At 67.3% G+C, this 24,049-nt stretch carries 17 protein-coding genes; 6 read left to right on the top strand and 11 right to left on the bottom strand.

Annotated features, from left to right (window positions below; translation table 11 throughout):
- Nucleotides 1–155: 155 nt before the first annotated feature.
- The 5 genes from pdhA (at nt 156) to EO156_RS02470 (ending at nt 5,958) form a co-directional block, all read left to right on the top strand.
- The gene (gene pdhA, locus EO156_RS02490) at nt 156–1,244 is read left to right on the top strand and encodes a pyruvate dehydrogenase (acetyl-transferring) E1 component subunit alpha (protein ID WP_016850583.1); all 1,089 of its coding nucleotides are present in this window, start codon (nt 156–158) and stop codon (nt 1,242–1,244) included.
- Entirely contained in the window at nt 1,237–2,307 is a 1,071-nt protein-coding gene (locus tag EO156_RS02485) for an alpha-ketoacid dehydrogenase subunit beta (protein WP_016850584.1), read from the top strand. Before pdhA ends, EO156_RS02485 begins: the two co-directional genes overlap by 8 nt.
- Before the next feature lies 1 nt (nt 2,308).
- Nucleotides 2,309–2,692, top strand: a complete 384-nt coding sequence (locus EO156_RS02480; RefSeq protein ID WP_003486396.1) for an SH3 domain-containing protein — start codon at nt 2,309–2,311, stop codon at nt 2,690–2,692.
- On the top strand, nt 2,689–4,215 hold the full coding sequence (locus tag EO156_RS02475) for a dihydrolipoamide acetyltransferase family protein (RefSeq protein WP_029827912.1): 1,527 nt from the start codon (nt 2,689–2,691) through the stop codon (nt 4,213–4,215). The genes EO156_RS02480 and EO156_RS02475 overlap by 4 nt, the downstream gene beginning before the upstream one ends.
- Nucleotides 4,216–4,665: 450 nt before the next feature.
- Nucleotides 4,666–5,958 (top strand): DEAD/DEAH box helicase, encoded by a 1,293-nt coding sequence (locus EO156_RS02470; protein ID WP_029827911.1) that lies wholly within the window; start codon nt 4,666–4,668, stop codon nt 5,956–5,958.
- 438 nt (nt 5,959–6,396) lie between these two features.
- Here the strand turns inward: EO156_RS02470 and EO156_RS02460 are convergent, their stop codons facing one another.
- The 3 genes from EO156_RS02460 to EO156_RS02450 form a co-directional block, all read right to left on the bottom strand.
- Nucleotides 6,397–6,732: a DUF6172 family protein gene (locus EO156_RS02460; protein WP_003486403.1), complete on the bottom strand. Its 336-nt coding sequence runs from the start codon at nt 6,730–6,732 to the stop codon at nt 6,397–6,399.
- A gap of 263 nt (nt 6,733–6,995) precedes the next feature.
- A complete protein-coding gene (locus EO156_RS02455) occupies nt 6,996–7,427 on the bottom strand; it encodes a VirK family protein (protein ID WP_003486419.1) in 432 nt (143 codons plus the stop codon).
- Nucleotides 7,428–7,655: 228 nt separating this feature from the next.
- A complete protein-coding gene (locus EO156_RS02450; RefSeq protein WP_016850046.1) occupies nt 7,656–9,065 on the bottom strand; it encodes an FAD/NAD(P)-binding protein in 1,410 nt (469 codons plus the stop codon).
- Nucleotides 9,066–9,442: 377 nt separating this feature from the next.
- On the opposite strand from EO156_RS02450, the gene EO156_RS02445 reads away from it, so the two are divergent.
- Nucleotides 9,443–10,201: an SDR family NAD(P)-dependent oxidoreductase gene (locus EO156_RS02445; protein ID WP_016850048.1), complete on the top strand. Its 759-nt coding sequence runs from the start codon at nt 9,443–9,445 to the stop codon at nt 10,199–10,201.
- Nucleotides 10,202–10,780: 579 nt separating this feature from the next.
- Here EO156_RS02445 and EO156_RS02440 read toward each other — a convergent pair.
- The 8 genes from EO156_RS02440 to glgA all read right to left on the bottom strand — a co-directional run bounded on the left by EO156_RS02440 (nt 10,781) and on the right by glgA (nt 24,041).
- Nucleotides 10,781–11,413: an NAD(P)H-binding protein gene (locus EO156_RS02440; protein WP_015471655.1), complete on the bottom strand. Its 633-nt coding sequence runs from the start codon at nt 11,411–11,413 to the stop codon at nt 10,781–10,783.
- A 16-nt stretch (nt 11,414–11,429) separates the two neighbouring features.
- Nucleotides 11,430–13,592, bottom strand: a complete 2,163-nt coding sequence (gene glgX / locus EO156_RS02435; protein WP_003486432.1) for a glycogen debranching protein GlgX — start codon at nt 13,590–13,592, stop codon at nt 11,430–11,432.
- A 117-nt stretch (nt 13,593–13,709) separates the two neighbouring features.
- Entirely contained in the window at nt 13,710–13,895 is a 186-nt protein-coding gene (locus EO156_RS02430) for a DUF2934 domain-containing protein (protein WP_016850049.1), read from the bottom strand.
- 22 nt (nt 13,896–13,917) lie between these two features.
- Entirely contained in the window at nt 13,918–16,527 is a 2,610-nt protein-coding gene (treY, locus tag EO156_RS02425) for a malto-oligosyltrehalose synthase (protein WP_016850050.1), read from the bottom strand.
- The gene (locus EO156_RS02420; RefSeq protein ID WP_029827902.1) at nt 16,524–18,473 is read right to left on the bottom strand and encodes a 4-alpha-glucanotransferase; all 1,950 of its coding nucleotides are present in this window, start codon (nt 18,471–18,473) and stop codon (nt 16,524–16,526) included. The genes treY and EO156_RS02420 overlap by 4 nt, the downstream gene beginning before the upstream one ends.
- Nucleotides 18,470–20,227 carry a malto-oligosyltrehalose trehalohydrolase gene (gene treZ / locus EO156_RS02415; RefSeq protein ID WP_016849569.1) on the bottom strand — a complete coding sequence of 586 codons (1,758 nt, stop codon included), beginning with the start codon at nt 20,225–20,227 and terminating at the stop codon, nt 18,470–18,472. The genes EO156_RS02420 and treZ overlap by 4 nt, the downstream gene beginning before the upstream one ends.
- A 2-nt stretch (nt 20,228–20,229) precedes the next feature.
- On the bottom strand, nt 20,230–22,461 hold the full coding sequence (locus EO156_RS02410) for a 1,4-alpha-glucan branching enzyme (RefSeq protein WP_016849568.1): 2,232 nt from the start codon (nt 22,459–22,461) through the stop codon (nt 20,230–20,232).
- Nucleotides 22,458–24,041, bottom strand: a complete 1,584-nt coding sequence (gene glgA / locus EO156_RS02405) for a glycogen synthase GlgA (protein ID WP_007967777.1) — start codon at nt 24,039–24,041, stop codon at nt 22,458–22,460. Before glgA ends, EO156_RS02410 begins: the two co-directional genes overlap by 4 nt.
- Between the last annotated feature and the right edge of the window lie 8 nt (nt 24,042–24,049).

Genomic DNA, 24,049 nt, shown 5'->3' with positions numbered 1-24,049 from the left:
TCTCTACTGCGACAAAGGGCGCGGCTCGGTCCGCGCCCTTTTTTTTGTGCAAGCCAGCATGATCGTCTGCTGCGGTGCAGGACAGCGTTTTGCTTCGCCGTCCTTAACATGGCAACTCATATCATTTGAAACTTCTTGATGAAGGTGTCGTCGCAATGAGCGTAGCCGCGCAGTTCCAGATCGACTATCTGCAATACATGGACGCGGACGGCCAATGGGTCCGCGACGACCTTCCGGCCGACGCCGCCAACCCGCAACACCTGCTCGCCCTGTTCAAGCGCATGTTGTTCGTGCGCACCTTCGACACCAAATCGGTGGCCTTGCAGCGCACCGGCAAGCTGGGCACCTACGCGGCCTGCATCGGCCACGAGGCCACGCATGTGGGGATCGGCGCTTCGATGCGCAGCGGCGATGTGTTCGCGCCCAGCTATCGCGAGTACGGCACCATGTTCGAACGCGGCGTGCGCCCGCGCGATGTGCTGCTGTACTGGGGCGGCGACGAGCGCGGCAGCGACTATCCGCGCGATGCCGATGCGGCGATCGACTTCCCGATCTGCGTACCGATTTCCACCCAGTGCCTGCACGCCGCCGGCTCGGCGCTGTCGTTCAAGCTGCAGGGCAAGCAGCACGTTGCGGTGGCCTGCTGCGGCGACGGTGGCAGCTCCAAGACCGACTTCTATGCCGCGCTCAATTCGGCCGGCGCCTACAAGCTGCCGCTGATCCTGTGCGTGATCAACAACGGCTGGGCAATCTCGGTGCCGCGCTCGGCGCAGACCGGCGCGCAGACGCTTGCGCAGAAGGGCCTGGCTGGCGGCCTGCATTGCCTGCAGGTGGACGGCAACGACCTGGTTGCCGTGCTCGAAGCGATGCGTCAGGCACGCGTGCGCGCACTGGCCGGCGAGGGCGGCACGGTGATCGAGTTTTTGACCTATCGCCTGTCCGACCACACCACCGCCGACGATGCGCGGCGCTACCGCGGCGACGAAGAGGTCAAGCAGGGCTGGGCGCGCGAACCGCTGCTGCGCCTGCGCCGCTATCTCACTGCGCAAGGCCTGTGGGACGAAGCGCAGGAAGACGCCTGGAAGGCCGACTGCAGCGCACGCGTGGACGAAGAGGTCAACGCCTATCTCAACACGCCGGTGCAGCCGGTCGAAGCGATGTTCGATTATCTCTACGGCGACCCGCCGGCCGAGTTGCTGGCACAGCGCGCCGAAGTGATGGCGCTGGAGTCGCGCCATGGATGAGCTCAAGCATGTGCCCGCGGACGCCTCGCAGCACGCCAGTGCCCCTTACAACGCTGCGGCAACGCGCGGAGAGATCGCCATGAGTTCGCCCATCACCCTGATCGAAGCCATCACCCAGGCCTTGGCCTGGGAACTGGAACACGACCCTGCGGTACTGGTGCTGGGCGAAGATGTCGGCGTCAACGGCGGGGTGTTTCGTGCCACCGCCGGCCTGCAGCAACGCTTCGGCAGCGACCGCGTGCTGGATACGCCACTGGACGAGACCACCATCGCCGGGCTGAGCGTCGGGCTGGCCGCGCAAGGCATGAAGCCGGTCGCCGAAGCGCAGTTCGACGGCTTCGTGTATCCGATGGTCGACCATCTGATCTGCCACGCCGCCCGCCTGCGCAACCGCACCCGCGGCCGCCTGCATTGCCCGATGGTGCTGCGCGTGCCGTGGGGTGGCGGCATCCGTGCGCCGGAACATCACAGCGAAGCCAACGAAGCCATCTTCACCAACGTGCCGGGCCTGCGCGTGGTGCTGCCGTCCTCGCCGCAACGCGCCTACGGCCTGTTGCTGGCGGCGATCCGCGACCCGGATCCGGTCATCTACATGGAGCCCAAGCGCATCTATCGCCAGTACAAGGAAGTGGTGGCCAACGATGGCGAAGCGCTGCCGCTGGATGTGTGCTTCGTGCTGCGCGACGGCACCGATGTCACCCTGGTGACCTGGGGCGCACAGGTGAAAGAAGCGCTGGAAGCGGCCGACAAACTCGCTGGCGAAGGCATCAATGCCGAAGTCATCGACGTGGCCACGTTGCGCCCGCTGGACTTCGACACCATCGCCGAATCGGTCGCAAAGACCGGCCGCTGCGTGATCGTGCAGGAAGCTCCGCGCACCGCCGGTTTCGGCGCAGAAATCGCCGCGCGCCTGGCCGAGCAGTCGATGTACGACCTGGTGGCGCCGGTCGAACGCGTCACCGGTTACGACACGCATATCCCGCTGTTCCGGCTGGAAATGAAGTTCCTGCCGAGCGTGGAGCGCATCGTCAGCGCGGCACGTCGCGCGGTGGCTGCCGGCTGATATGCGCGCCCGTCTGCTTTGCGACCATCGCGCCGCCTACGCCAACCCGGTCCGCTTCCAGGCAGGCCAGCAGGTCGGCTTAGGGGTGCGCGACGAAGAATGGCCGGCGTTCGCCTGGGTCACGACCGATAGCGGCCGCGCCGGTTGGGCACCGCTGGCGTGGTTGCGCCCGTTGGGGGACGGCCGCGCCGAAGCCCTGCGCGACTACGACGCACGCGAACTCGATGCCCAGACAGGCGAGGACGTGTTGCTGCATCACGAACACGGTGGCTGGTGGTGGTCCGAGCGTGCCGACGGCACGCAGGGCTGGCTGCCGGCCGCCGACCTTGAACTCCTCGACGACACCACGCCGCAGCTGCCTGCCGCGCAAGAGAATCTGCCATGAGCGACAACAAGAATTTCCACCTGCCCGACCTGGGCGAAGGCCTGCCCGACGCCACCATCGTCGAATGGTTCGTCAAGGAGGGCGACACCGTGCGCCTGGACGACCCGCTGGTGTCGATGGAAACCGCCAAGGCGGTGGTCGAAGTGCCCTCGCCGTTTTCCGGCACCGTGGTCAAGCTCGCCGGCGCTGCCGGGGATGTGATCGTGACCGGCTCGGTGCTGGCGCAGTTCGCGCTGGATGCCTCGCAGCCGCAGCGTGCCGACGGGCAGGACACCGGTCATTCGCATGGCCCGGCGCCGACCCACTCCCCCACGCCCAGCACCGGCGACAGTGCGGCCGGCCCCACTGCGCGCGTGGTCGCCTCCGACAACGGCGGCGAGATTGCCGATGCCGATGCTGGTGATGAGGGCAGCGGCGATCGCGACGATGCCGGCACCGTGGTCGGTGCGATGCAGAGCTCCAACGCAGTGCAGAGCGAGCAGGCCATCGCCGTCGGCGGCGTGCGCGCCATGCCGGTGGTGCGCGCGCTGGCGCGCAAGTTGCGCGTGGAGCTGGCACAGGTGCGCGCCACCGGGCCGGACGGCACGGTCACGCTGGCAGACGTAAAGCAGGCAGCGGCCGCCGGCACCGCGCAGCCCTCACCCGGCGTGCAGGGCGTGCAGGGCGCGCCGAGCTCTCCCGCCAGCGGGAAACGCGGTCCGATCGGTGACGGTGGGAGAGCCGCTGGGATCGCTGCCGACGGCAGCGATCGACCCGCAACAGCGGCCCCTCTTCCGTCTGCGGGAGAAGGTGCCCGCAGGGCGGATGTGGGCGGCGCCGCTGCCCGCTCGCCGCTCTCGGCCAGCGGCAAGCCGATGCGCACCCAGTCGCCCGGCATCAGCGCCAAAGGCCAACCCGAACAGCTCAAGGGCGTGCGTCGCAACATGGCACGCGTGATGGCCGATGCACACACCAAGGTGGTGCCGACCACGCTCAACGACGATGCCGACCTGCACGCCTGGCAGCCCGGCAACGATGTCACCGTGCGTCTGGTGCGTGGCATCGTGCGCGCCTGCCAGGCGGTGCCCGCACTCAATGCCTGGTTCGACGGCGACGCCCTCAGCCGCACCCTGCACCACCAGGTCGACATCGGCATTGCCGTGGATACCGAGGAAGGCTTGTTCGTGCCGGCGTTGCGCAATGCCGACATGCTGGACGCGCATGGCATCCGCGAAGGCGTCAACCGGCTGCGCCAGCAGGTGGAAAGCCGCAGCATCGCCGCCTCCGAACTGAGCGGCTACACCATCTCATTGTCCAACTTCGGCATGTTCGCCGGCCGCTACGCCACCCCGGTGGTGGTGCCGCCCTGCGTGGCGATCGTGGCCGCCGGCCGCGCGCGCTACCAGCTCACCCCGGTGATGGGCGGGGTGGAAACCCACAAGGTGATGCCGCTGTCGCTGACCTTCGATCACCGCGCCGCCACCGGCGGCGAAGCAGCGCGCTTCCTGCGCGCCTTGCTGGACGATCTGGCGTTGGCCAACTAGGCGCGGCTCACGAACGACTGCGCTCACCGCCAGGTGGGCGCAGCCGGCCTTGTATTTCCATCGCCACACGAACACGTTGGCGGGTGAGGTGCCCTCGCCGATGATATGGCCGTGGGGCGGCATGGATGCCGTCAACGAGCCCCGATGGACGGATTCACGGCATGTCCCGCGAGCGGTGAGCGCAGCGCCCCTTCGACCAGCCCAGCGTAGGTGCGCAAGGCCTGTCGAGATGGTCGGTACTTGGTTACGGGCAGTACACGACGCCCTGGCGTCCAATGACGCACTGATTCGCTCTTTTCGATCTACCGGCCCATCGATCATTGTCGCCGCGCTTCCCGACATGGCGGCGGGTGCCACCGTGCCGCCGCGGATGATCAACGCAGTGCTGGGCAGCAAGCTCGCGTGACGTACCACCGACCATTGCAGTACGAATGGCTGGATAATCGGTGCATGTCATTTTCCGATCTCTCGCTGTCGCCGCAGCTGCAGCCGTTCTTCGATACCGCGCTGGCCAAGGCCGGTCTGCGCACACCCACGCCCATCCAGCAGCAGGCGATCCCGCCGATGCTGGCTGGGCGCGATCTGATTGCGATGGCGCAAACCGGCTCGGGCAAGACCCTGGCCTATGCCCTGCCGCTGCTGCAGCAGCGCTGCCTGGCGCCCGACACCGCCCCGCGCGTGCTCGGCGCGCTGGTGCTGGTGCCCACGCGCGAACTCGCCGCGCAGGTGGAGGACGCGCTGCGCCAGCTGGCCGCGCATCTGCCGCGTCGCCTGACGAGCGTGGTCGCCACCGGCGGTAGTTCGATCAATCCGCAGCTATTGGCGCTACGCGGTGGCGCCGACATCGTGGTGGCCACGCCCGGCCGGTTGCTGGATCTGGTCGAGCACAACGCGCTGCGCCTGAACGGGGTGACCACGCTGGTGCTGGACGAAGCCGACCGCCTGCTCGAGCTGGGCTTCGGTGCCGAACTCGATCGCATCCTGGCCTTGCTGCCAGCGCAGCGGCAGACCGTGCTGTTTTCAGCCACCTTTCCGCCCGCCATCGCGTCGCTGGCCAAGCGTCGCCTGCGCGACCCGTTGCGCGTCACCATCGACGCCACGCCCGAACAGGCACCGGCGATCGCGCAATGCGCGATTGCAGTAGATGCCGGCCAGCGCACGCAGCTGCTGCGTCATCTGCTGCAGGAACACGCCTGGCCGCAGCTGCTGGTGTTCGTCGCCAGCCGCCACAGCGCAGACAAGGTGGCCGAAAAACTGAGCAAGACCGGCATCGCCGCCTTGCCGCTGCACGGCGAATTGAGCCAGGGCCGCCGCGAACGCACGCTGCGCGCCTTCAAACAAGCGGACGTGCAGGTGCTGGTCGCCACCGACCTGGCCGGGCGCGGCATCGATATCGACGCCTTGCCGGCGGTGCTCAACTACGATCTGCCCCGCTCCACTGTCGACTACACCCATCGTATCGGCCGCACCGCACGCGCCGGTGCCAGCGGCGTGGCGATCAGCTTCGTCACGGCAGACAGCGCCCAGCAGTGGCGGCTGATCGAAAAACGCCAGGGTCTGCGCGTGCCGACCAGCGTGATCGAAGGTTTCGAGCCGACCCCGGTCGAGGCGCCCGCCTCCGATAATGCGCCCGGCGCAGCGATGCGTGCACCGAATGACAACGGCGGCATCAAGGGCAAGCGGCCGAGCAAGAAAGACAAACTGCGCGCCGCGGCGCAGGCGCAGACTGGCAAGCCGGGCTGAGAGTGGCGAACGCACCGTAGCGAGCAGTCGTAGCACCGGCGCGTGATGACTGTGCACGCACCGCGGCTGCAGCGCGAGCTTGACCAACAACGGCAGGCCTTGGCAGCCGAACGCGCACAGCATGCGCAAGCCGCAACCCCGCAGCAAAACGCTCTGGCGCAACGGCAGTCGGTTAGCCACGGGCCGCCCGAACCGCTGCGTCCCAGCGGTAAGTGCCCGCTATCAAACACCAGCAGGTTTGGCCGGCGGCAGAGTCATCGTCCGTCCACCGCTCAGCGACGCTCGCCATCGTCAAGGCACCGCAGCCCTCGTGCGACCCGTGCCAGTTGCCATCGGCAAGGCACGACGCCTCGCTCGTCCAATGCGATGCGGTCAACACTGCGCCAGGCACTTCTCTTCCCGCAGCGGTGCGCCGCCAACGGGACGACGGCGAGAGCCTCAGTCCTGCTCGAAATCCAGTTCGCCATCACCGTAGACGTGATCGCTCTCTGCGCGCGGCACGCGCTTGCCCGGCTTGCGCAGGATTTCGACGAAGAACTGGTCGCCACCTTCGCTGGTGAGCGCATTGATCGAGCGGATCAGCTCGGCCGGCGGCAGCGCCACCGCACTGGCCTCATCCACACCGAAGCGCATGTCGAAGTCCCAGTAATCCGCGCCTTCCGGTAGCTCCTTGCGGCGCTCGCGGCGGATGTACTTGCGGATATCGTGCTTGCTGGACTCCAGCAGACGATCGCGGTTCTTGCCTTCGAGGTTGAGCTGGTAGGTCTTGCGCATGGCGACATCGGTGGTGGGAACTGGCCGCCTATTGTGAGGCCAAGGCGGCATCACGGGCGAATCCGGCGTCAACCGGCGCCGCCGCCCTCCCGCTGCGCGGTACACGCGCCAGGGCTGCCACTGCCACGCCCCACGCCCCCTGTCCCTTAACTGCCCCAGCCGCCCTGCCGTCGCCCAGGCCACGTGGCTTGAGCGACGGCCGAGCAGCTTTCGAGCGCGGCGATGCCATGCATGCGATGACATCGCAGAAGCCCCGTTACGACTCAATCGGCGTGGAAGCGCACGCCTGCATTGATCTTGCATTGATACGCCAACACCGGCCCGCGTTGCTGCAGGCCCGGCAAGTCGTACATGTAGGTGGTGAAGCGCAGCGTGTCATCCGGGCGCAATTGGTAGCGCATGAACTGCTGGATCGGCTTGCCGTCGTTGGCCACGGTGAAATGCGCATCGGAAAAGGCCACGGTACCGTCTGCGGTGATGCGATAGGCATCGATGTGGCGGCCGCCGCGGGTCTGGGTGGCCGGCGTGCCTTCTTCGGGCGTGCAACGTGCAAGGTCGGTGCTCACACTGACATCGTATCCGGCGTCCAGGGCAGCGAGAACCTCGGCGCGGTTATTCAGCGATTCGGTGGCCAGGGCAGGCAGCGCACACGCGCAAAGCGTGGCGAACAGCGCGGCAGGAACAAGACGTGGCATAGCAAACTCCAGGCAGAGAGGGATGCGGCGGCCCGGGCTTGCATGCGCCCAGGACCACCAACATGACCCAGTTTGTTCTGCATGGGCGCGCGGCACTACGCATCGCGCGGCATGAGTGCGCTTGCGGGTGGACGCCGTGCACAGATCCACATGTCGGCCACCACTGCGCATGCGCGGGCGGTGCGATACGCAGTCGAGATCGTCAAAGACCTCTCCCAATCTCTGCACCTACAGGCGCGCATTGACCTCGCGCCGCACTTGCTCGGGCGTGGGCTGTAACGCTGGCGTCGCGCCCAGCAACAAGCGGTCGGCCAGCGCACGCGTGGCCACGCGCAGCTCGGGCACGGCGGTGATTTCCCAGTACCTCCCCCGCAAGAGCGGCCCGACGCAATACAGTCCCGGCACGATTTGACCGGCGTTGTCGCGAACGCGCAACTGCGCATCGGTGTCAACGCCCAGGCCCAACGGATCGGCGCGCAACAGACCCGCTTCGCGCATGCCGGCGATCAAGGGATCGCTGGTGCGATCGATGTCGGTATCCAGCCCGGTGGCGCGAATCACTGCATCGTAATGACCAGTCTGCGCATCGGCAGAGCCGCGTGGGCGAATCACCGCTTCCACGCCATCGGGCACCCAGCGCGCACGCAGCAGGCGCGCAGAGACGATCTGCAACTGGCCCGATGCCTGCAATTGCGCCAGCTGTTCGGCGGCACCGGGCGCAACGCGATGCCGCGCCACTTCCCAATACGGGCGCAGGTGCCGAAGGAAGCGCGCACGCTGGCTCAACTCCAGACGCTGCCACAGCGACTGCAGATGCGGGCGCAGCGCATCCACCACGCGACGCCAGTCATCGACCACCGCGCTGAGTTGACGCACCCCGCGCAGCAGACCGCGCAGGTCGGCGTCCTTGAGCGCACGCTGCAGATGCGGCGGCAATTCGAGCGGCGCGCCGGGCTGGCGCAGATGCGCCTGCGGGGCCAGTCCGCGCCGCGAAATCGCCAGCAAACGGCCGCGATGACCGCGCATGTGCAAGGTCAGCGCCACGTCCACCATGGTCAGCCCGGTGCCGACGATCAATACATCGTCGTCCGGCGACAAACGCGCCAACGCCTCGCCCTGCCACGGCCAGCCGATATACCGTGGATGCACGCTCAAGCGTGGGCCGATACCCGCTAGCGACTGCGGTTGCAGCGCGCCGACTGCGAGCACCACGCGATCGCTCTGGAAGGCATCGCCATTGGCCAGAAACACGCGGAAACCCTTGCGCACGCGCTCCACCGCCACTGCTTCCTGCGACAGCCGCATGATCGAGGCCTGCGCGCCGCTCACCGCCGCATCCAGCTCGCTACGCAGATAGTCGCCATAAGCCAGCCGCGGCAGGAACTCCAACCGGCCGCTCTCGCCCAGATGCAGGGTGTCGGCGAAGGCACCGGGCGCCTGCGCGTCGATGCCCAGATCCTTGGCACGCACGTTGAGCAGATGCTCCGGCCGCGCTGCGCCATAGGCGATCCCGCTACCGAAGGTCTCGGCCACGCCGACCAGGGTGATGCGTACCTGCGCATCGGCCGTCTGCGCCAGTGCACGGACCAGCGCGGTGCCGCAGAAGCCGGCGCCGATCACGGTGATATGGGTTTCCATGTGCAAATTCCGCTTGATGACTCGCACGTTGTGCCCGCAGCGCGCCGCCGGTGTGTAAACGTTTGGTTAGCGCCAAGCAATCAAAAACGCATGAGCTGATCGCCGGCAGTGATGAGGCAGGCAGGGCAGGCAACGCCGATCGTACATGGCAGCGATATGACAGCGGTCGCCACCGTACGCGGTGTTGCTGCGTGCGTTTGCGCATGCCTGTTTTCTGCGGCGCTGCGCAATGCGGCGATGCGAACCGCTGCAGCCAATGTGCGCGTACAGCGCAAGCGTGCAGCGTGATCGTCGTCCGTGCCGCGCTGGCGATACGCGTGGCGATCCCGAAGCGCGCGGCTATCGGATAATGCGGCTTTCCAAACCGAGCAGCCGCCATGTCGAACACCGCACTCCGTCCGCAACGCGTATTGATTGCTGGCGGCAGCCGTGGCATCGGCCTGGCGATCGCCGAGGCGTTCGTGCGTCATGGCGCGCAGGTTTCGATCTGCGCGCGCAATGCCGCCGGTCTTGCACAGGCTGCAGACGCACTGGCAGCGCAGGGCGCCCCGGTGCATACACTGCCTTGCGACCTGGCAGACGCCACGCAGATCGATGCCTACGTGCACGCCGCAGCACAAGCGCTGGATGGGCTGGACGTGGTCATCAACAACGCTTCCGGCTTCGGCCATGGCAACGACGATGCAAGCTGGCAGGCCGGCCTGGAGATCGACCTGATGGCCGCAGTGCGCTGCAACCGCGCCGCGCTGCCGTATCTGCGTCGCAGCGATGCCGCGGTGATCCTCAATATCAGCTCGATCAACGCACAACGCCCTACCCCGCGCGCGATCGCCTATTCCACCGCCAAGGCCGCGCTCAACTACTACACCACCACCCTGGCTGCGGAGTTGGCGCGCGAGCGCATCCGCGTCAATGCAATCGCGCCTGGATCGATCGAGTTTCCCGATGGGCTCTGGGACACGCGCAGCCGCGAGCAGCCGGAGCTATACGCACGCATCCGCGACAGCATCCCGTTCGGTGGCTTCGGACAGGTGCGGCATGTTGCCGACGCGGCGTTGTTTCTGGCATCGCCACAGGCAAGTTGGATCACCGGGCAAGTGTTGGCCGTGGATGGCGGGCAGTCGCTGGGGGTGTAAGCACGATCTGCTGGCGGAGATACCGATCGGCTGTACGCGGATTCGTAGGAGCGTGCCTGCGCGCGACCAAGCGTCATCGGTAACCCCCGTCGCGCGCAGGCACGCTCCTACATACAGCAGGCAACCAGTTCGTCCATGCGCAACGTCCTCGCGACGAACGCAAATGCTGATGGATGGTGGTCAGTCGTTGGGAAAGCGAGCACGCGTATTAGGGCTGGCGCGACGATGCCCCTCGGCGGCACGCGGATCCCTAGGAGCGTGCCTGCGCGCGACCAAGCGTCATCGGTAATCCCTCGTCGCGCGCAGGCACGCTCCTACATACTGCAGGCAATCAGTTCATCCATGCGCAACGTCCTCGCGACGAACGCAAATGCTGATGGATGGTGGCCAGTCGTTGGGAAAGCGAGCGCGTATTAGGACTGGCGCGACGATGCCCCTCGGCGGCACGCGGATCCCCAGGAGCGTGCCTGCGCGCGACCAAGCTCCGTCGGCAACCCGTCGTCGCGCACAGGCACGCCCCACGACACGGCGGCTTGTCGCCTGTATCCGACGTCCTTGCAACAAAAAAGCGAGACAGCGTTAGCCAGCCAACTCCGCCGCCTCGACGCTGTGCTCACCCCGCGCCGGTGCCAGCGCAGCAGACACCATCGCCGCCGCGATCCGTTCGGCCGGATTGATGCGAAAACGCCGCGGCAGGAGCGGGCCGAGTGCGCCAAGGACGATACTGCCGATGTGCTCGCCGGTGCGAGGTTCTTCGCGTTCGCCGCCAATCAGGCCGGGCCGCACGAAGGTGAGCGAAGGGAAGCCGATCTCGCGCAGATCGCGTTCCAGCTCGCCCTTGACGCGGTTGTAGAAGATGCGCGACTGCGCGTTGGCGCCGGCCGCGGAGTTCAGCACGAAGACCGAGGTGCCTTGCGCGCAGGCGGCGCGTGCGATGGCGAGCGGGTAATCGTGGTCGATACGATAGAACGCGTCGCGCGAGCCGGCCTGTTTCATCGTGCTGCCCAACGCACAGATGGCCGCTTCCATGCGCGGTGCCGTCCAGTGATCGAGCCGTTCGAAGTCGATCACCTGGTTGCGCAACTTGGGGTGGATCTGCGCCAACGGCCGCCGCGTGATCGCGACCACGCCGGTGCAACGCGTATCGCCCAGCAATTGCTGCAGCACGTGCCTGCCGACCAGGCCGGTCGCCCCTGCCAACAGGACATCCATCAGGCCATCCTCGCCATCAGCGCGCTCCTTCGGAGACGATCCGCGCACTGCTGACGATGCGGTCGCGCTCCACGGCCAGCAGCGTCAGCGAATGCGCCGGGGCCTTCCATTCGCTGCCACCGGCCACCACGCGGCCGCCGTGGCGTGCGGTGTCCACCAGCACGCGCCAATGTTCGTCGTGCATGGCCGGCAGCGTAAACGACACGGCGGTGGAGGCGGCATTGATCAGCATCAACAGCGTCACGTTGGCGGCAATCTCGCGCAGGCCGGTGGTCGGCGAGCGACCATCCAGACGCAGCATCAGCGCGCGTGCTTCCGGGTCGTGCCAGCCGGCTTCATCCATCTCGGTGCCATTGGGCGCCAGCCAGGTCAGATCCTTCAGGCCTAGCGCTTCGTCGAACTTGCCGTCGAAGAAACGCGCGCGATGCAGCAGCGGGTAGCGCTGCCGGATGCGGATCAATCGGCGCACGAATGCGGCCTGGTCGGCGGCTGCGGCCTTGGTGGCGGCGGTCCAGTCGATCCAGGTCAGCTCGTTGTCCTGGCAATACGCGTTGTTGTTGCCGTTCTGGCTATGGCCGAACTCATCGCCGGCCAGCAGCATCGGCGTGCCCTGCGACAACAGCAAGGTGGCGAGCAGGTTGCGCATCTGCTGGCGACGCAGCTGCTTGATCGCCGGGTCGTTGGTCTCGCCTTCCACGCCATAGTTGGAGGAGATGTTGTGGTCGCTGCCGTCCCTGCCGTCTTCGCCATTGGCGAGGTTGTGCTTGCCTTCGTAGCTGACCAGATCGCGCAGGGTGAAGCCGTCATGCGCGGTGACGAAATTGACCGATGCGGTTGGGCGGCGGCCGCTGTGATCGAACAGGTCCGCAGAACCGGTGAGGCGCGTGGCCAACTCGGCCAGCTGGCCGCCGTCGCCGCGCCAGAACGCGCGCACGTTGTCGCGGAACTTGTCGTTCCATTCCACCCAGCCGGGCGGGAAGTTGCCTACCTGATAACCGCCGGGTCCGATATCCCACGGCTCGGCGATCAACTTGGTCTGGCTGAGCACCGGATCCTGGCGCACCGCATCCAGGAAACTGCCGGACGGATCGAAGCCATAGCGTTCGCGGCCCAGGATGCTGGCCAGGTCGAAACGGAAGCCGTCCACGTGCATTTCCTGTACCCAGTAACGCAGCGAATCCATCACCATGCGCAGCGCGCCGACATTGGTGAGGTCGAAGGTGTTACCGGTACCGGTATCGTTGATGTAGAAGCGGCGATCGTCGGCCAGGCGGTAATAGCTGGCGTTGTCGATCCCCTTGAACGAGAGCGTGGGCCCGAGCTCGTTGCCTTCGGCAGTGTGGTTGTAGACCACGTCCAGCAGCACTTCCAGGCCGGCGTGATGCAGGCGCGCCACCATTTGCTTGAACTCGGCCACGGTGCGCGTGGACATGTAACGCGCCTGCGGGGCAAAAAAGCCCAGCGTGTTGTAGCCCCAGTAATTGCGCAGGCCTTTTTCCAGCAGATACTGATCGTCGACGAATGCATGTACCGGCAGCAATTCCACTGCGGTGACGCCGAGCGAACTGATGTGGTCGATCAATTCGTCGGTTTTCAGCGCCGAAAAGGTGCCGCGCTCTTCCGGCGGCACCGCCGGGTGCAACATGCTCAGGCCGCGTACGTGCGCTTCGTAGATCACCGTGCGGTTCCACGGCGTCTGCGGCGGGCGGTCCTGGCCCCAGGTGAAAGCCGGGTCGATCACCGCAGACTTGGGCATGAACGCGGCGCTGTCGCGGCGGTCGAAGCTCAGATCCTTGTCGCGATGACCGATGGTGTAGCCGAACAGGTGCGGCGCCCATTTGAGTTCGCCAACGATCTGCTTGGCATACGGGTCCAGCAACAATTTATTGTGATTGAAGCGGTGCCCGGCATCGGGCGCATATGGGCCGTGTACGCGGTAGCCGTACAACTGGCCAGGGCGTGCATCGGGCAGGTAGCCGTGCCAGACCTCGTCGGTGTATTCGGGGAGCGCAATGCGCTCCTGTTCGCGGCCACGTTCGTCGAACAGACACAGCTCCACCCGGGTGGCATTGCGCGAATACAGCGCGAAGTTGACGCCCAACCCATCCCAGGTGGCACCGAGCGGGTTGGGACGGCCTTCGCGAATGCGCGAGCGCTGGGTGAACTTGCGAGTGGCCATCGGTGACTCCTTAGAACGGTGAACGCAAACGGTGCGCGATTTTGCACTGGCGGAGCGATCCGCAGCACATGGCCCGGCCCGCAACAGGCCGGCCCATGCACGCTGCCAGACACGCCGTTACTGGCGTGCAGCGATCGGTGTGGCCGCGTACTCGGCGGCCTGTTCGGCGGCGCGCTCTTCAGCCTCCAGCAGCCGCTCGGCCATGGCCCAATGGCGGTCCGCGTGCCCGTCCGGGCGGCCCTCCGCCTCCCAAATCTGCCGTGCCAACTGGGCAAGCCGCGCCTGCCGTTCCATGTCATTCATTGCGTACGTTTCTCTCGGGGGGTCAATTTTCTTGGGACAACAACACTGCCACCGGCGCACGTGCAAACAGCGTAGATAGCGCCACGCGGCCGCGCTGCGATTGCAGCGTGCTGCCATCGAGCACATTACGGTATGTGCCCTCGCCCAATGCCAACGACGCCTGACCCCAGGCGGCAGGCGCCACCAGCAACGGCAGATCGCCCTCGCCCTCGACGCCAGCGCCCAGCCGCGTGACGGCCACCACCAGCGACTGACCGCGGTACTGGCGGCGGAACGCCAGCACCTGCGCATCGCCGCTGACGGTCACGGTCAAGGGCTGGTAGTCGCCCTTCGCAAACAGCGCTGGAAATTCGCGCCGCAACTGCAGCAACAGCGCCGTCAGGCGCGCCTTGACCGCGCCGTCGCGCCAGCTGCGCAGCAACGTGTTCCAGTCGCGCGCCTGCTGCAGCCACTGCTGGCGCTGGGCGTAGTCGACCGGGCGGCGGTTGTCCGGGTCCACCAGCGACAGATCCCAGCCTTCGGTGCCCTGGTACAGGTCGGGCACGCCGGGCACGGTCAGGCGCAAGGTGGTTTGCACCAGGCTGTTGCGCGCGCCAGCGGCAGCGATGTGGTTGCTGGCGCGCAGCAGCGCGCGCCGCAGCGGCAGCCCGGCACGGCTGCACAGCACCTGCTCCACGGTGGCCTGCACGGCGTGCTCATAGGCCGGCGAGCCGTCGGTCCAGCTGGTGTGCAGCTTGGCTTCGCGCACCGCCTTGAGCAGCCATTGCGCGATGCGCTCGGCGTAGTCGGCAAGCGGTTCGGTTTGGTCGGCGCCCAGGCCGATCGGCCACGCCGCCACCAGGGTCTGCCATAGCATCTGCTGGTCGCCACCGGCCAGGGCCGGCGATGCCAGCGCGTCGGCCAGCGCATCGAACTGGGCGCTCTGCTCGATCCACCAGCGCGGTTGCTCGGACAACACCGCCAGCCGCATGCGCAGGTCTTCGCCGCGCTTGTGGTCGTGCGTGGCGGTGGCCAGCAACGCGCGCGGGTAATGCTTGGCACGCTCGAGATTCTGCGCGTGGAACTCGGCCGCTTCGTTGGCGAAATGGGTGGGGTGGCTGCCGACCTCGTTGCGCGAGAGCAGCACGCCATGCCGGTAGAACGCGGTGTCTTCCACCGCCTTGGCATTGAGCGGTGCGGACAGCTGCTCCACGCGACGGCGCAGGATGCGCCGCAAGGCGATCTGCGCACGGTCTGCGCCGGCATCGTCGAGCAACCACCGCTCGATCGCATCCACGGCGGCCACGATCGACTCCGGCATCCCGTCGCGCGCCTTTGCCGCGGTGGCGCGCAAACGCTCCGCTTCGCTGCCGGTGATGCCCTTGGCACCGGCATAGGTGCGGTACACCGGGAACCAACGCAGCAACACGCACAAGCCGCGCGCCAGCATCTGCGGGCTGAACTCGCGCGTGGGCGGATCCAGCCGCGCCAACGCCGACAATGCACCCACGGCGCGATTGAATTCGCTCTGCAGCGGGCCACGCAGGATTTCATCGCGGGCGGTGCGTTCTTCCTGCGCGAAGTCGCCACTGCGCCCGCTCACCTTCTGCCAGGCGCGCGCCAATGGCTTGAAGCCGGCCGCGTCGTGCAGCACGCCGCCCACCTGGTCCATGAAGTCGTAACCGGTGGTGCCATCGCACGGCCAGTCGGCCGGCAGGTGCTCGCCCGGTGCGAGGATCTTTTCCAGGTATAGGCCCAATGCGCCGGGCTTGAGCCCACGCGTGCGGCCGGCCGCATCCAGCCGGCTGCGCAACTTGCGCACATAGCCGGTGGGGTCGGTGAGCCCATCCACATGGTCGATGCGCAAGCCGTCCAGATGGCCTTCGGCCACCAGCCGCAGCGGCAACGCGTGCACCGCGTCGAACACCGCCGGCAATTCCACCCGCAAGGCCACCAGCGAGGTGATATCGAAGAAGCGGCGGTAGTTGAGCATGTCGTTGCCCACGCGCCACCAGTTCAGGCGATACGGCTGGCGTTCGATCAACTTGTGCAGGCGGCCGTCGCCGCGTTTGGCGCCGTCGTTGTAGTCGCGCAGCCACTGCGCACGTGCGGCTTTTTCGGGGATGTCCAGTGTCTGCGGACGAATCGGGTAACGCTGGTCGTAATGCGCCAACGTTGCGCTGCCGTCGTCTTCGATCACCAGCGTGATCAGGCCTTCGGCCAGCGCCGTCGCATAGGGGCGATCCAGGACTGCCAGCCACAGCTTGCCGTCGCGCCCGGGCGCGCGCCAATCGATGTCGAACCAGTCGGCGTGCCTGGCGCTGCGGCCATTACGCAGCACATCCCACCACCACCCATTCTGCGCATGCGTGGCCATGTGGTTGGGCACGATGTCGGCGATCAGGCCCATGCCGTGTTCGCGCGCGGCCTGCGAGAGCGCCACCAAGGCGTCTTCGCCGCCGAGTTCGGGATTGACCACGGTCGGGTCGATATTGTCGTAGCCGTGCGTGGAGCCCGGCACGGCCGTGCCGATCGGCGACAGGTACAGGTGACTGATGCCCAGGCCTGCGTAGTACGGCACCTGCGCGAGCGCATCGTGCAGGGTGAAGCCGGCATGCAGCTGCAGGCGGGCGGTAGCGCGGAGGTCGATCATGGATGCGGTTCCGAAACGGCCGCGACGCGACGCGCCTCGGCAAAGCCCTGCAGCGCCGAACTCAGGCGCGCATGCGGCAGGGGATCGGGCAGGCGTCGACGCCAGTTGGGATGCACTTCGACGGTGCCCGGCAGGTTGGGTTGTTCGTCCAGGGCCAGTGCGTCTTCCACCGGCAACAAGGCCAGCGGCGAGACACTGGTGGCGGTGAAGCGCAACGCGCCCAGCAGCGGGTCGCGCGCATTGCTCAGGCCGGCGTGTTCGACAGCGGCATCCAGCCGTGCCACGTCCTTGTCGCGCGCGGCGGCATCGTCGCTGGCCTGTGCAGGCTGGATCAATTCCAGCTTGCGCCGCCATTCGATATCGCGGCCGGTGCGCCAGCCGGTGAGCGTGGGCAGATCGTGCGTGGTGGTGGTGGCGATCGCGTCCGGCCGCCACAGCGCCGGCGAGACGAATGCGCCATCTTCGTTGCGCGTGAACATCAACACATCGATGCCCATCACCCCACGCTGCGAGAGTTCTTCGCGGATACCCGGCGGCACCACGCCCAGATCCTCGCCGATGACGATCGCCCGGTGCCGCCACGATTCCAGCGCGAGCAGGTTGAGCAGATCGTGCAACGGGTAGGCCAGATACGCACCTTCGTTGGAGCTGGCGCCATCGGGCACCACCCATAGCCGCATCAGGCCCAGGATGTGATCGATGCGGATGCCGCCGCGGTCGTGCAGCACCGCGCGCAGCAGCGCGATATACGGCGCGTAGCCGCTGCGCCGCAGCGCGGTGGGCGAGTACGCACCGATGCCCCAATGCTGACCATCGGCATTGAAGGCATCCGGCGGCGCGCCCAGTACCAGGCCGCGCAGTACGGTGTCGGCTGCTGCAGCGGCTTCGGCGCCGTTGGGGTCGAAGCCCACCGCCAGATCGGCGATCAATCCGATCTTCATGCCGCGCTCGTGCGCCTCGCGCTGCGCATCGGACCAGCTGCGCGCTGCCAGCCATTGCGTGAACACATGCAGCTGCGGATCGTTGTCGCCGAAATCCTGCGCAGCAAAGCGTGCAAAGCCCTCCAGCGCTGCGCCGCCTGCGTTGCGGAAGGCGACCAGATCGGCATGATCGGGCGAAACGCGCGTGTACAACTGGCGCAGCAATTCCCACTTGGCGTGCGCCGAGGCCTGCCAGTCGATCAATGCAGCGTTGTGCAAGCCATCGAAACGTTCGCGCAGGCCGGGCACCGCGTTGATTGCATCCAGCGCCAGTTCGCCAAGGATGCGCACCGGTGCGGCATGCAAGGGATCGAGAAAGCGGCGATCGCTGGGCGAATACGGGCTGTAACCGCCCGTCACCGGGCGCGAGGCATGTACCGGACTCAATGCCAGGGCGTCGGCGCCGGCCAGGGCCGCGTGCCGCAACCATTCCACCGTGCCGGCGGCATCGCCGATACCGCCGTCATCCAGGCTGCGTGCCGAGTACACCTGCAGCGCCATGCCCCAGGCACGCGGCGATGGTTGACCACAGGCATCGGCCACGCTGAAGCAGCGTGGCGGCGCCACGGCCACCTGCTGGGTGATCGCGCCGATCTGCAGCGTCCAGTAACCGAAACGCCGCGGCGCGCGCAGGTGTCCTTGCGCATCGGCGCGTGCGTCTTCGCTGGCGCCACTGTCGTCGGTCCAGCGGCCACTGGCGTGTGCCGCCACGCGCAACGGCAGCGGCTGGCCCACCTGCACCGTCAGCAGCGGCGCCGGCTCGTCGGCCTGCGCCTGGCAGCGGCGCAGGCTATCGGCGCGTTGCGCCGCGGTGGCGGCCGGCAGTTCCAACGCGCTGAGCACCGCATGCACCGATTGCTCGCAGACCTGCCGCGGCTGGTCGCTGGCATCCACCCAATCCACCATCACCCCGGCCGCGGCGGCCAGGGTGCCGAGGTCGTCCCCACCGTGATCGCGCGCACTCATGCCTGCGCCTCGTGCCAGGCGATGAAGCCATCGACCGGCAATTGCCGCGCATCGGCAGCCACGTTTTCGACATGCGCCACGCGTCCGCGCAGCGGCGGCAATGGCACCGGCTGTGTGCCGACATTGAAGGCGATATGCCACAGCCCGCCCGGCAACTCCCAGGTGGCGGTCACCGCGCCATCGGCCAGCACGCTGGCACGCACGGCGCGCGCTTGCGCCAGCCCCGGCACCAGCCACTGACGACGCACGTCCAGCAGCGCCTTGAACCAGCTTGCCCACTGCGCGCCGTCGCCATGCGCGGCATCGGCAATCGGCGAACGCGAGGCCGCGAACGTGGCATGGCTGTTCGGGTCCGGAATGGTGGCGCGCTGGGCTTCATCGGCAAACGCGGCGAAGTGCGCGAACTCGCGCCGACGCCCTTCGCGCACCGCCTCGTCCAACGGTGGGCCGAAGTCGGTGAAGAACAGGAACGGTTGCTTGGCGCCCCACGGTTCGCCCATGAAGAACAGCGGAATCATCGGCGTCAATGCGGTCAGCGCCAAGGCCGCGCGCAAACGTTGCGGCGACACCAGCACGGTCAGCCGCTCGCCGCGGGCGCGGTTGCCGATCTGGTCGTGATTCTGCGCAAACACCACGAACTTGTGCGGTGGCAAGGCGCCACTGGGTTCGCCCCGCACATGGCCGCGCGGGTCTGGCTCGCCCTGATAGGCAAACCCTTCGCCCAGCACGCGCGCCAGGTGTTCAGTCGGCTTGTCGGCGAACGCAGCGTAATAGCCCTCCTCTTCGCCAGTGAGCAGCACATGCAGTGCGTTATGGAAGTCGTCGTCCCACTGCGCGGTATAGCCACGCTGCAGTTGCGAGGCCTGGTTGGCCTCGTTTTCCAGCACCAGATGCACGTGCCGCCCGGCCGGCAGGCTGGCCTCGATGGTCTCGCGCAAGGTATCCAGGAACGCGTTCGGCGATATCGCATGCACCGCATCCAGGCGCAGGCCGTCGAAACCGTATTCGTGCAGCCACATCAGCGCGTTATCGAGAAAATACCGCTGCACCGGCGGCTTGCGGAAATCGATCGCCGCGCCCCACGGGGTGGGCTTGTCTTCGTTGAAGAACGGCGCGGCGTAGCTGTGCAGGTAATTGCCGTCCGGGCCGAAGTGGTTGTAGACCACATCCAGCAACACCATCAGGCCGTGTCCGTGCGCGGCATCGATCAGCGCCTTCAGTTCGTCCGGTGTGCCATAGGCTTCCACCGGTGCATACGGCAGTACGCCGTCGTAGCCCCAGTTGTGCGCGCCGGGAAACGCGCTCAACGGCATCAGTTCGACGGCGGTGATGCCCATTGCCGCCAGCTGCGGCAGTTGCGCCTGCACACCGGCATAGCCGCCGCACGTGCCGACATGCACTTCATAGATCACCGCCTCGTCCCACGGCCGCCCCTGCCACTGGGTGTTTTGCCAGGCATAGCCGTCGGTTGGCTGTACCGCGCTGGGGCCGTGCACGCCTTCGGGCTGCCAGCGTGAGGCCGGGTCCGGGACCGGCTCGCCGCCGTCGACGCTGTAGCGGTAACGCGCATCGGAGGCGCAGTCGATGAGGGCGCTGAAGAAACCGTCCTGTCCCGCCTGCAGCGCGCTGCGCGCGCCGTTGGCGAAGACCACGTCCACGTTCTTGGCTTCTGGAGCCCAGAGCGCAAAGCGCACCTGTCCCTCACCCGCCGGCCAGGCGCCCCAGGCCGGTGTGATCGCATCGCGCTGGTTCATTGTTATTTCTCCGCTTGCAGATAGATCGTGGCCAGCGGCGGCAGGGTCAGGCGCAGACGTTGCGCATGCCCATGCATGCCCACCGGCTCGGTCGCCAAGCGACCGCTGTTTCCGAGGTTGCTGCCGCCGTAATGGGCACTGTCGGTGTTGAGGATCTCGCGCCAGAGGCCGGCACGCGGCACCCCCACGTGATAGTCGTGGTGCGGTTGCGGGGTGAGGTTGCTCACTGCCAGCAACGGTGCGCCACCGTCAGGATCGTGGCGGACGAACGCCAGCACGCTGTTGCGCGCATCGTCGGCCACGCTCCAGTCGAAGCTTTCAGCGCGATGGGTGCCGCGATACAGCGCCGGCGTGCGGCGCAGTGCGGCGTTGAGATCGCCCACCAGTTGCTGCATGCCACGATGCCGCACGCCATCCAGCAGATGCCAATCCAGCGACTGGTCGTGATTCCAGTCGGCCCATTGCCCGAATTCGGCGCCCATGAACAGCAGTTTGTCGCCCGGGTGCGCCCACATCAGCGCCAGATAGGCGCGCAGGTTGGCGAAGCGGCGCCAGTCGTCGCCCGGCATCTGCCCGAGCAGGCCACCGGTGCCGTGCACCACTTCATCGTGCGAGAGCGGCAACACGAAGCGTTCGTCGAATGCGTACACCAGCCCGAAGGTGAGCTGGCTATGGTGATGCGCACGTTCGGCCGGGTCGCGCTGCATGTAGCCCAGCGTGTCGTGCATCCAGCCCATGTTCCATTTGTGCGTGAAGCCCAGGCCGCCATCGCTGATCGCGGCGGTCACGCCCGGCCAGGCGGTCGATTCTTCGGCGATGGTGAGCACGCCGGGGAACTGCGTGGCGATGTCGCGGTTGAGCTGGCGCAGGAACGCGACCGCCTCCAGATTCTCGCGGCCGCCATGCGCGTTGGGCACCCACTCGCCTTCGGCACGGCCGTAGTCGCGATACAGCATCGAGGCCACCGCATCCACGCGCAGGCCGTCGAGGTGGTAATGCTCGATCCATTCCAGCGCGCTGCCCAGCAGGTAAGCGGTCACTTCCGGCCGGCCGTAGTTGTAGATCAGCGTATTCCAGTCGCGATGCATGCCTTCGCGCGGGTCGGCATGCTCATACAGCGCGGCGCCGTCGAACTGGGCCAGCCCGTGCGCGTCATCGGGAAAGTGCGCGCTGACCCAATCCAGGATCACGCCGATACCGGCGCGATGGCAGGCGTCGACGAACTGCGCAAAGCCGTCCGGGCCGCCATGGCGCGCGGTGGGCGCATACAGGCCCAGCGGCTGATAGCCCCATGAACCGCCAAACGGGTGTTCGGTGATCGGCAGCAATTCGATATGGGTGAAGCCGAGCTGCTGCACATAGGGAATCAACTGCTCGGCCAGGGTCGGCCAGTCCAGCGGCTGGTTGTGTCCGTCGCGACGCCAGGACGCGGCATGCACCTCGTAGATCGACAGCGGCGCCGGCACGGCGCCGGGGTCGCGGTTGGCCGTCCAGGCCGCATCGGTCCAGGCGAATTTGGCGGCGCTGGGCACCACCGATGCGGTTGCCGGCGGCAATTCGGTCTGCCGCGCCACCGGGTCGGCCTTGAGCAGCACCCGCCCATCGGCTGCGGTGACGGCATATTTGTACCGGGCGCCAGCGTCCACGCGCGGCAGGAAGAGTTCCCAGAAGCCACCGATGCGCTGCCGCATCGGATGCCGCCGCACGTCCCATCCGTTGAAGTCGCCGACCACCGCCACGCGCTGGGCATGGGGTGCCCACAGCGCGAAGCGCACGCCCGGCACGTCGCCACAGTGGAGATGCTGCGCGCCCAGCGCACGGCGCAACGCCTGGCCGTCGCCTGCAGCGATCTGCAGCAACAGCAATTCGTCCAGCGTGGCCGCAAACGCGTACGGGTCTTCGACCTCCTGCACCCGGTCTGGCCACACGATACGCAGCCGGTACGGCCCATCGACCGCCAGAGTGCCTTCGAAGACGCCATCGATGGCGCTGGCCTGCATGCGCGCGAGCAGCTTGCCGCGGGGGTCGATCAAGCCCATCGCCTCGGCACCCGGGGCCAACACGCGCACCTGACGGCGGCCATCGGCCAGCAGCTTTGGTCCAAGGACCGCAAAGGCATCGGCCGGCAAGCCGTCGGCCAGGGCTTGCAGGGTCTGCGACATTTCCGAGATCCCTTCCGTGGTCACGCCGTCCGCTTCCGTGCGCTGCTCCTGCCCGCCCTGCCGTTCGCTCATGGCACCGTCGCGAGCGCGGGCGCGGTGGCAGCGGTGTGTTCGTAGAGCGAGAGGTATTTCTTGCCTGCCACGTCCCAACCGCTGGGACGCAGCATGGCTGCGCGCCGCATCGCAGACAACAGGCTGGGCAGGCGGAAGGTGCGGAAGGCGCGCTCCAGGCAGCGGCGCAGGGCTTCGACGCTGGCGTGCTGGAACAGGAAGCCGGTCACGCCGTCGTCCACCGTGTCGATCAGCCCGCCGGTCGCGTGGGCGATCGGCAGGCAGCCGAAGCGCTGCGCATACATCTGGCTCAGGCCGCAGGGCTCGAAGCGCGAGGGCATCAGCAGGAAGTCGGCACCGGCGAACATCCGCCGGGCCAGGCCTTCCTCGAAGCCGATGAAGGCGCCCACCTGGCCGGGATAGCGCCTGGTCAGCTCGGCCACCTGCTGTTCGATCTCCGGCTCGCCGCCGCCGATCACCGCGATCTGGCCGCCAGCGGCCACGATTTGCGGGGCCACCTCGCAGATCAGGTCCAGGCCTTTCTGATGCACCAACCGCGAGACCACCGCAAACAGCGGGCCGGTGCTCTCGCGCAGCCCGAATGCCTTGCGTACCTGCGCTGCGTTGGCCTGGCGGCCCTGCCATTGGTTCACGCTGAAGTGCGAATCCAGGTATTGGTCGGTGCGCGGGTCCCAGCTGGCGTCGATGCCGTTGACGATGCCGGTGAGCGCGCCCTTGGCGGCGCGCCCGGCCAACAGCCGGTCCAGGCCGCAGCCCTGTGCCGGGCCGGTGATCTGCTTGGCGTAGCTGACGCTGACCGTGTTGACGTGGTCGGCGTTGACGATGCCGCCGCGCAGGAACGACATCTGCCCGTAGAACTCCAACTCGGCCACCCGCTCGGCGGGGATGCCCAGCGCGGCGGCCATCGAATACGGCACCAGGCCCTGGTAGGCCAGATTATGGATGGTCAGCAGGCACGGCGTGGTGCCGCCGGACCAGCGCACATAGCCGGCCGCCAGCGCGCACGGCCAGTCGTTCAGATGCAGCAGGCGCGGCTTCCAGCCCAGGCCGGCATGGCCGGCCGCGATCTGCGCGGCGGCATGCGACAAGGTGGCAAAGCGAATCGCGTTGTCTTCGAACTCCGAACCGCTGGTGCTCACATAGGGCGAGCCGTCGCGCTCGAACAGTTCCTTGGACAACAGGATGTAGATCGGCAGCCCGTCCGATTGCACGATGCGGCCGATGTCGCAGGCCGGCAGCGCGGCATGCGCCAACACGCGACCAACGATCTCCACCTTGCCTGCGCGCTCGAGCACGGCACGGTAGCCGGGAATCAGCACGCGGACGTCGTAGCGGTGGCGCAGCGCGCGCGGCAGCGCGGCCGCCACGTCGCCCAACCCGCCAGCCTTGATGAAGTCCGCCATTTCCGACACCACGAACAAGGCGCCGCGCGTGTCTGCCAACGAGACCGGCAAGCGCTCGTGGTGGCGGATGAAGCGGCCACGCGCATCACGCGGCCGCCCGCTCTTCTTCAGAGTCGGGAGCAGCGTACTGCGCTCTAAGCGTGCGGTAGTAGCGTGAAGCGGCATCATGGCAACCATCTAAACGT

The sequence above is a fragment of the Xanthomonas sp. DAR33341 genome (assembly GCF_003992815.1).
In the GTDB taxonomy this organism is placed as follows: domain Bacteria; phylum Pseudomonadota; class Gammaproteobacteria; order Xanthomonadales; family Xanthomonadaceae; genus Xanthomonas; species Xanthomonas cissicola.
This window is presented reverse-complemented; position numbering and strand designations above follow the sequence as displayed.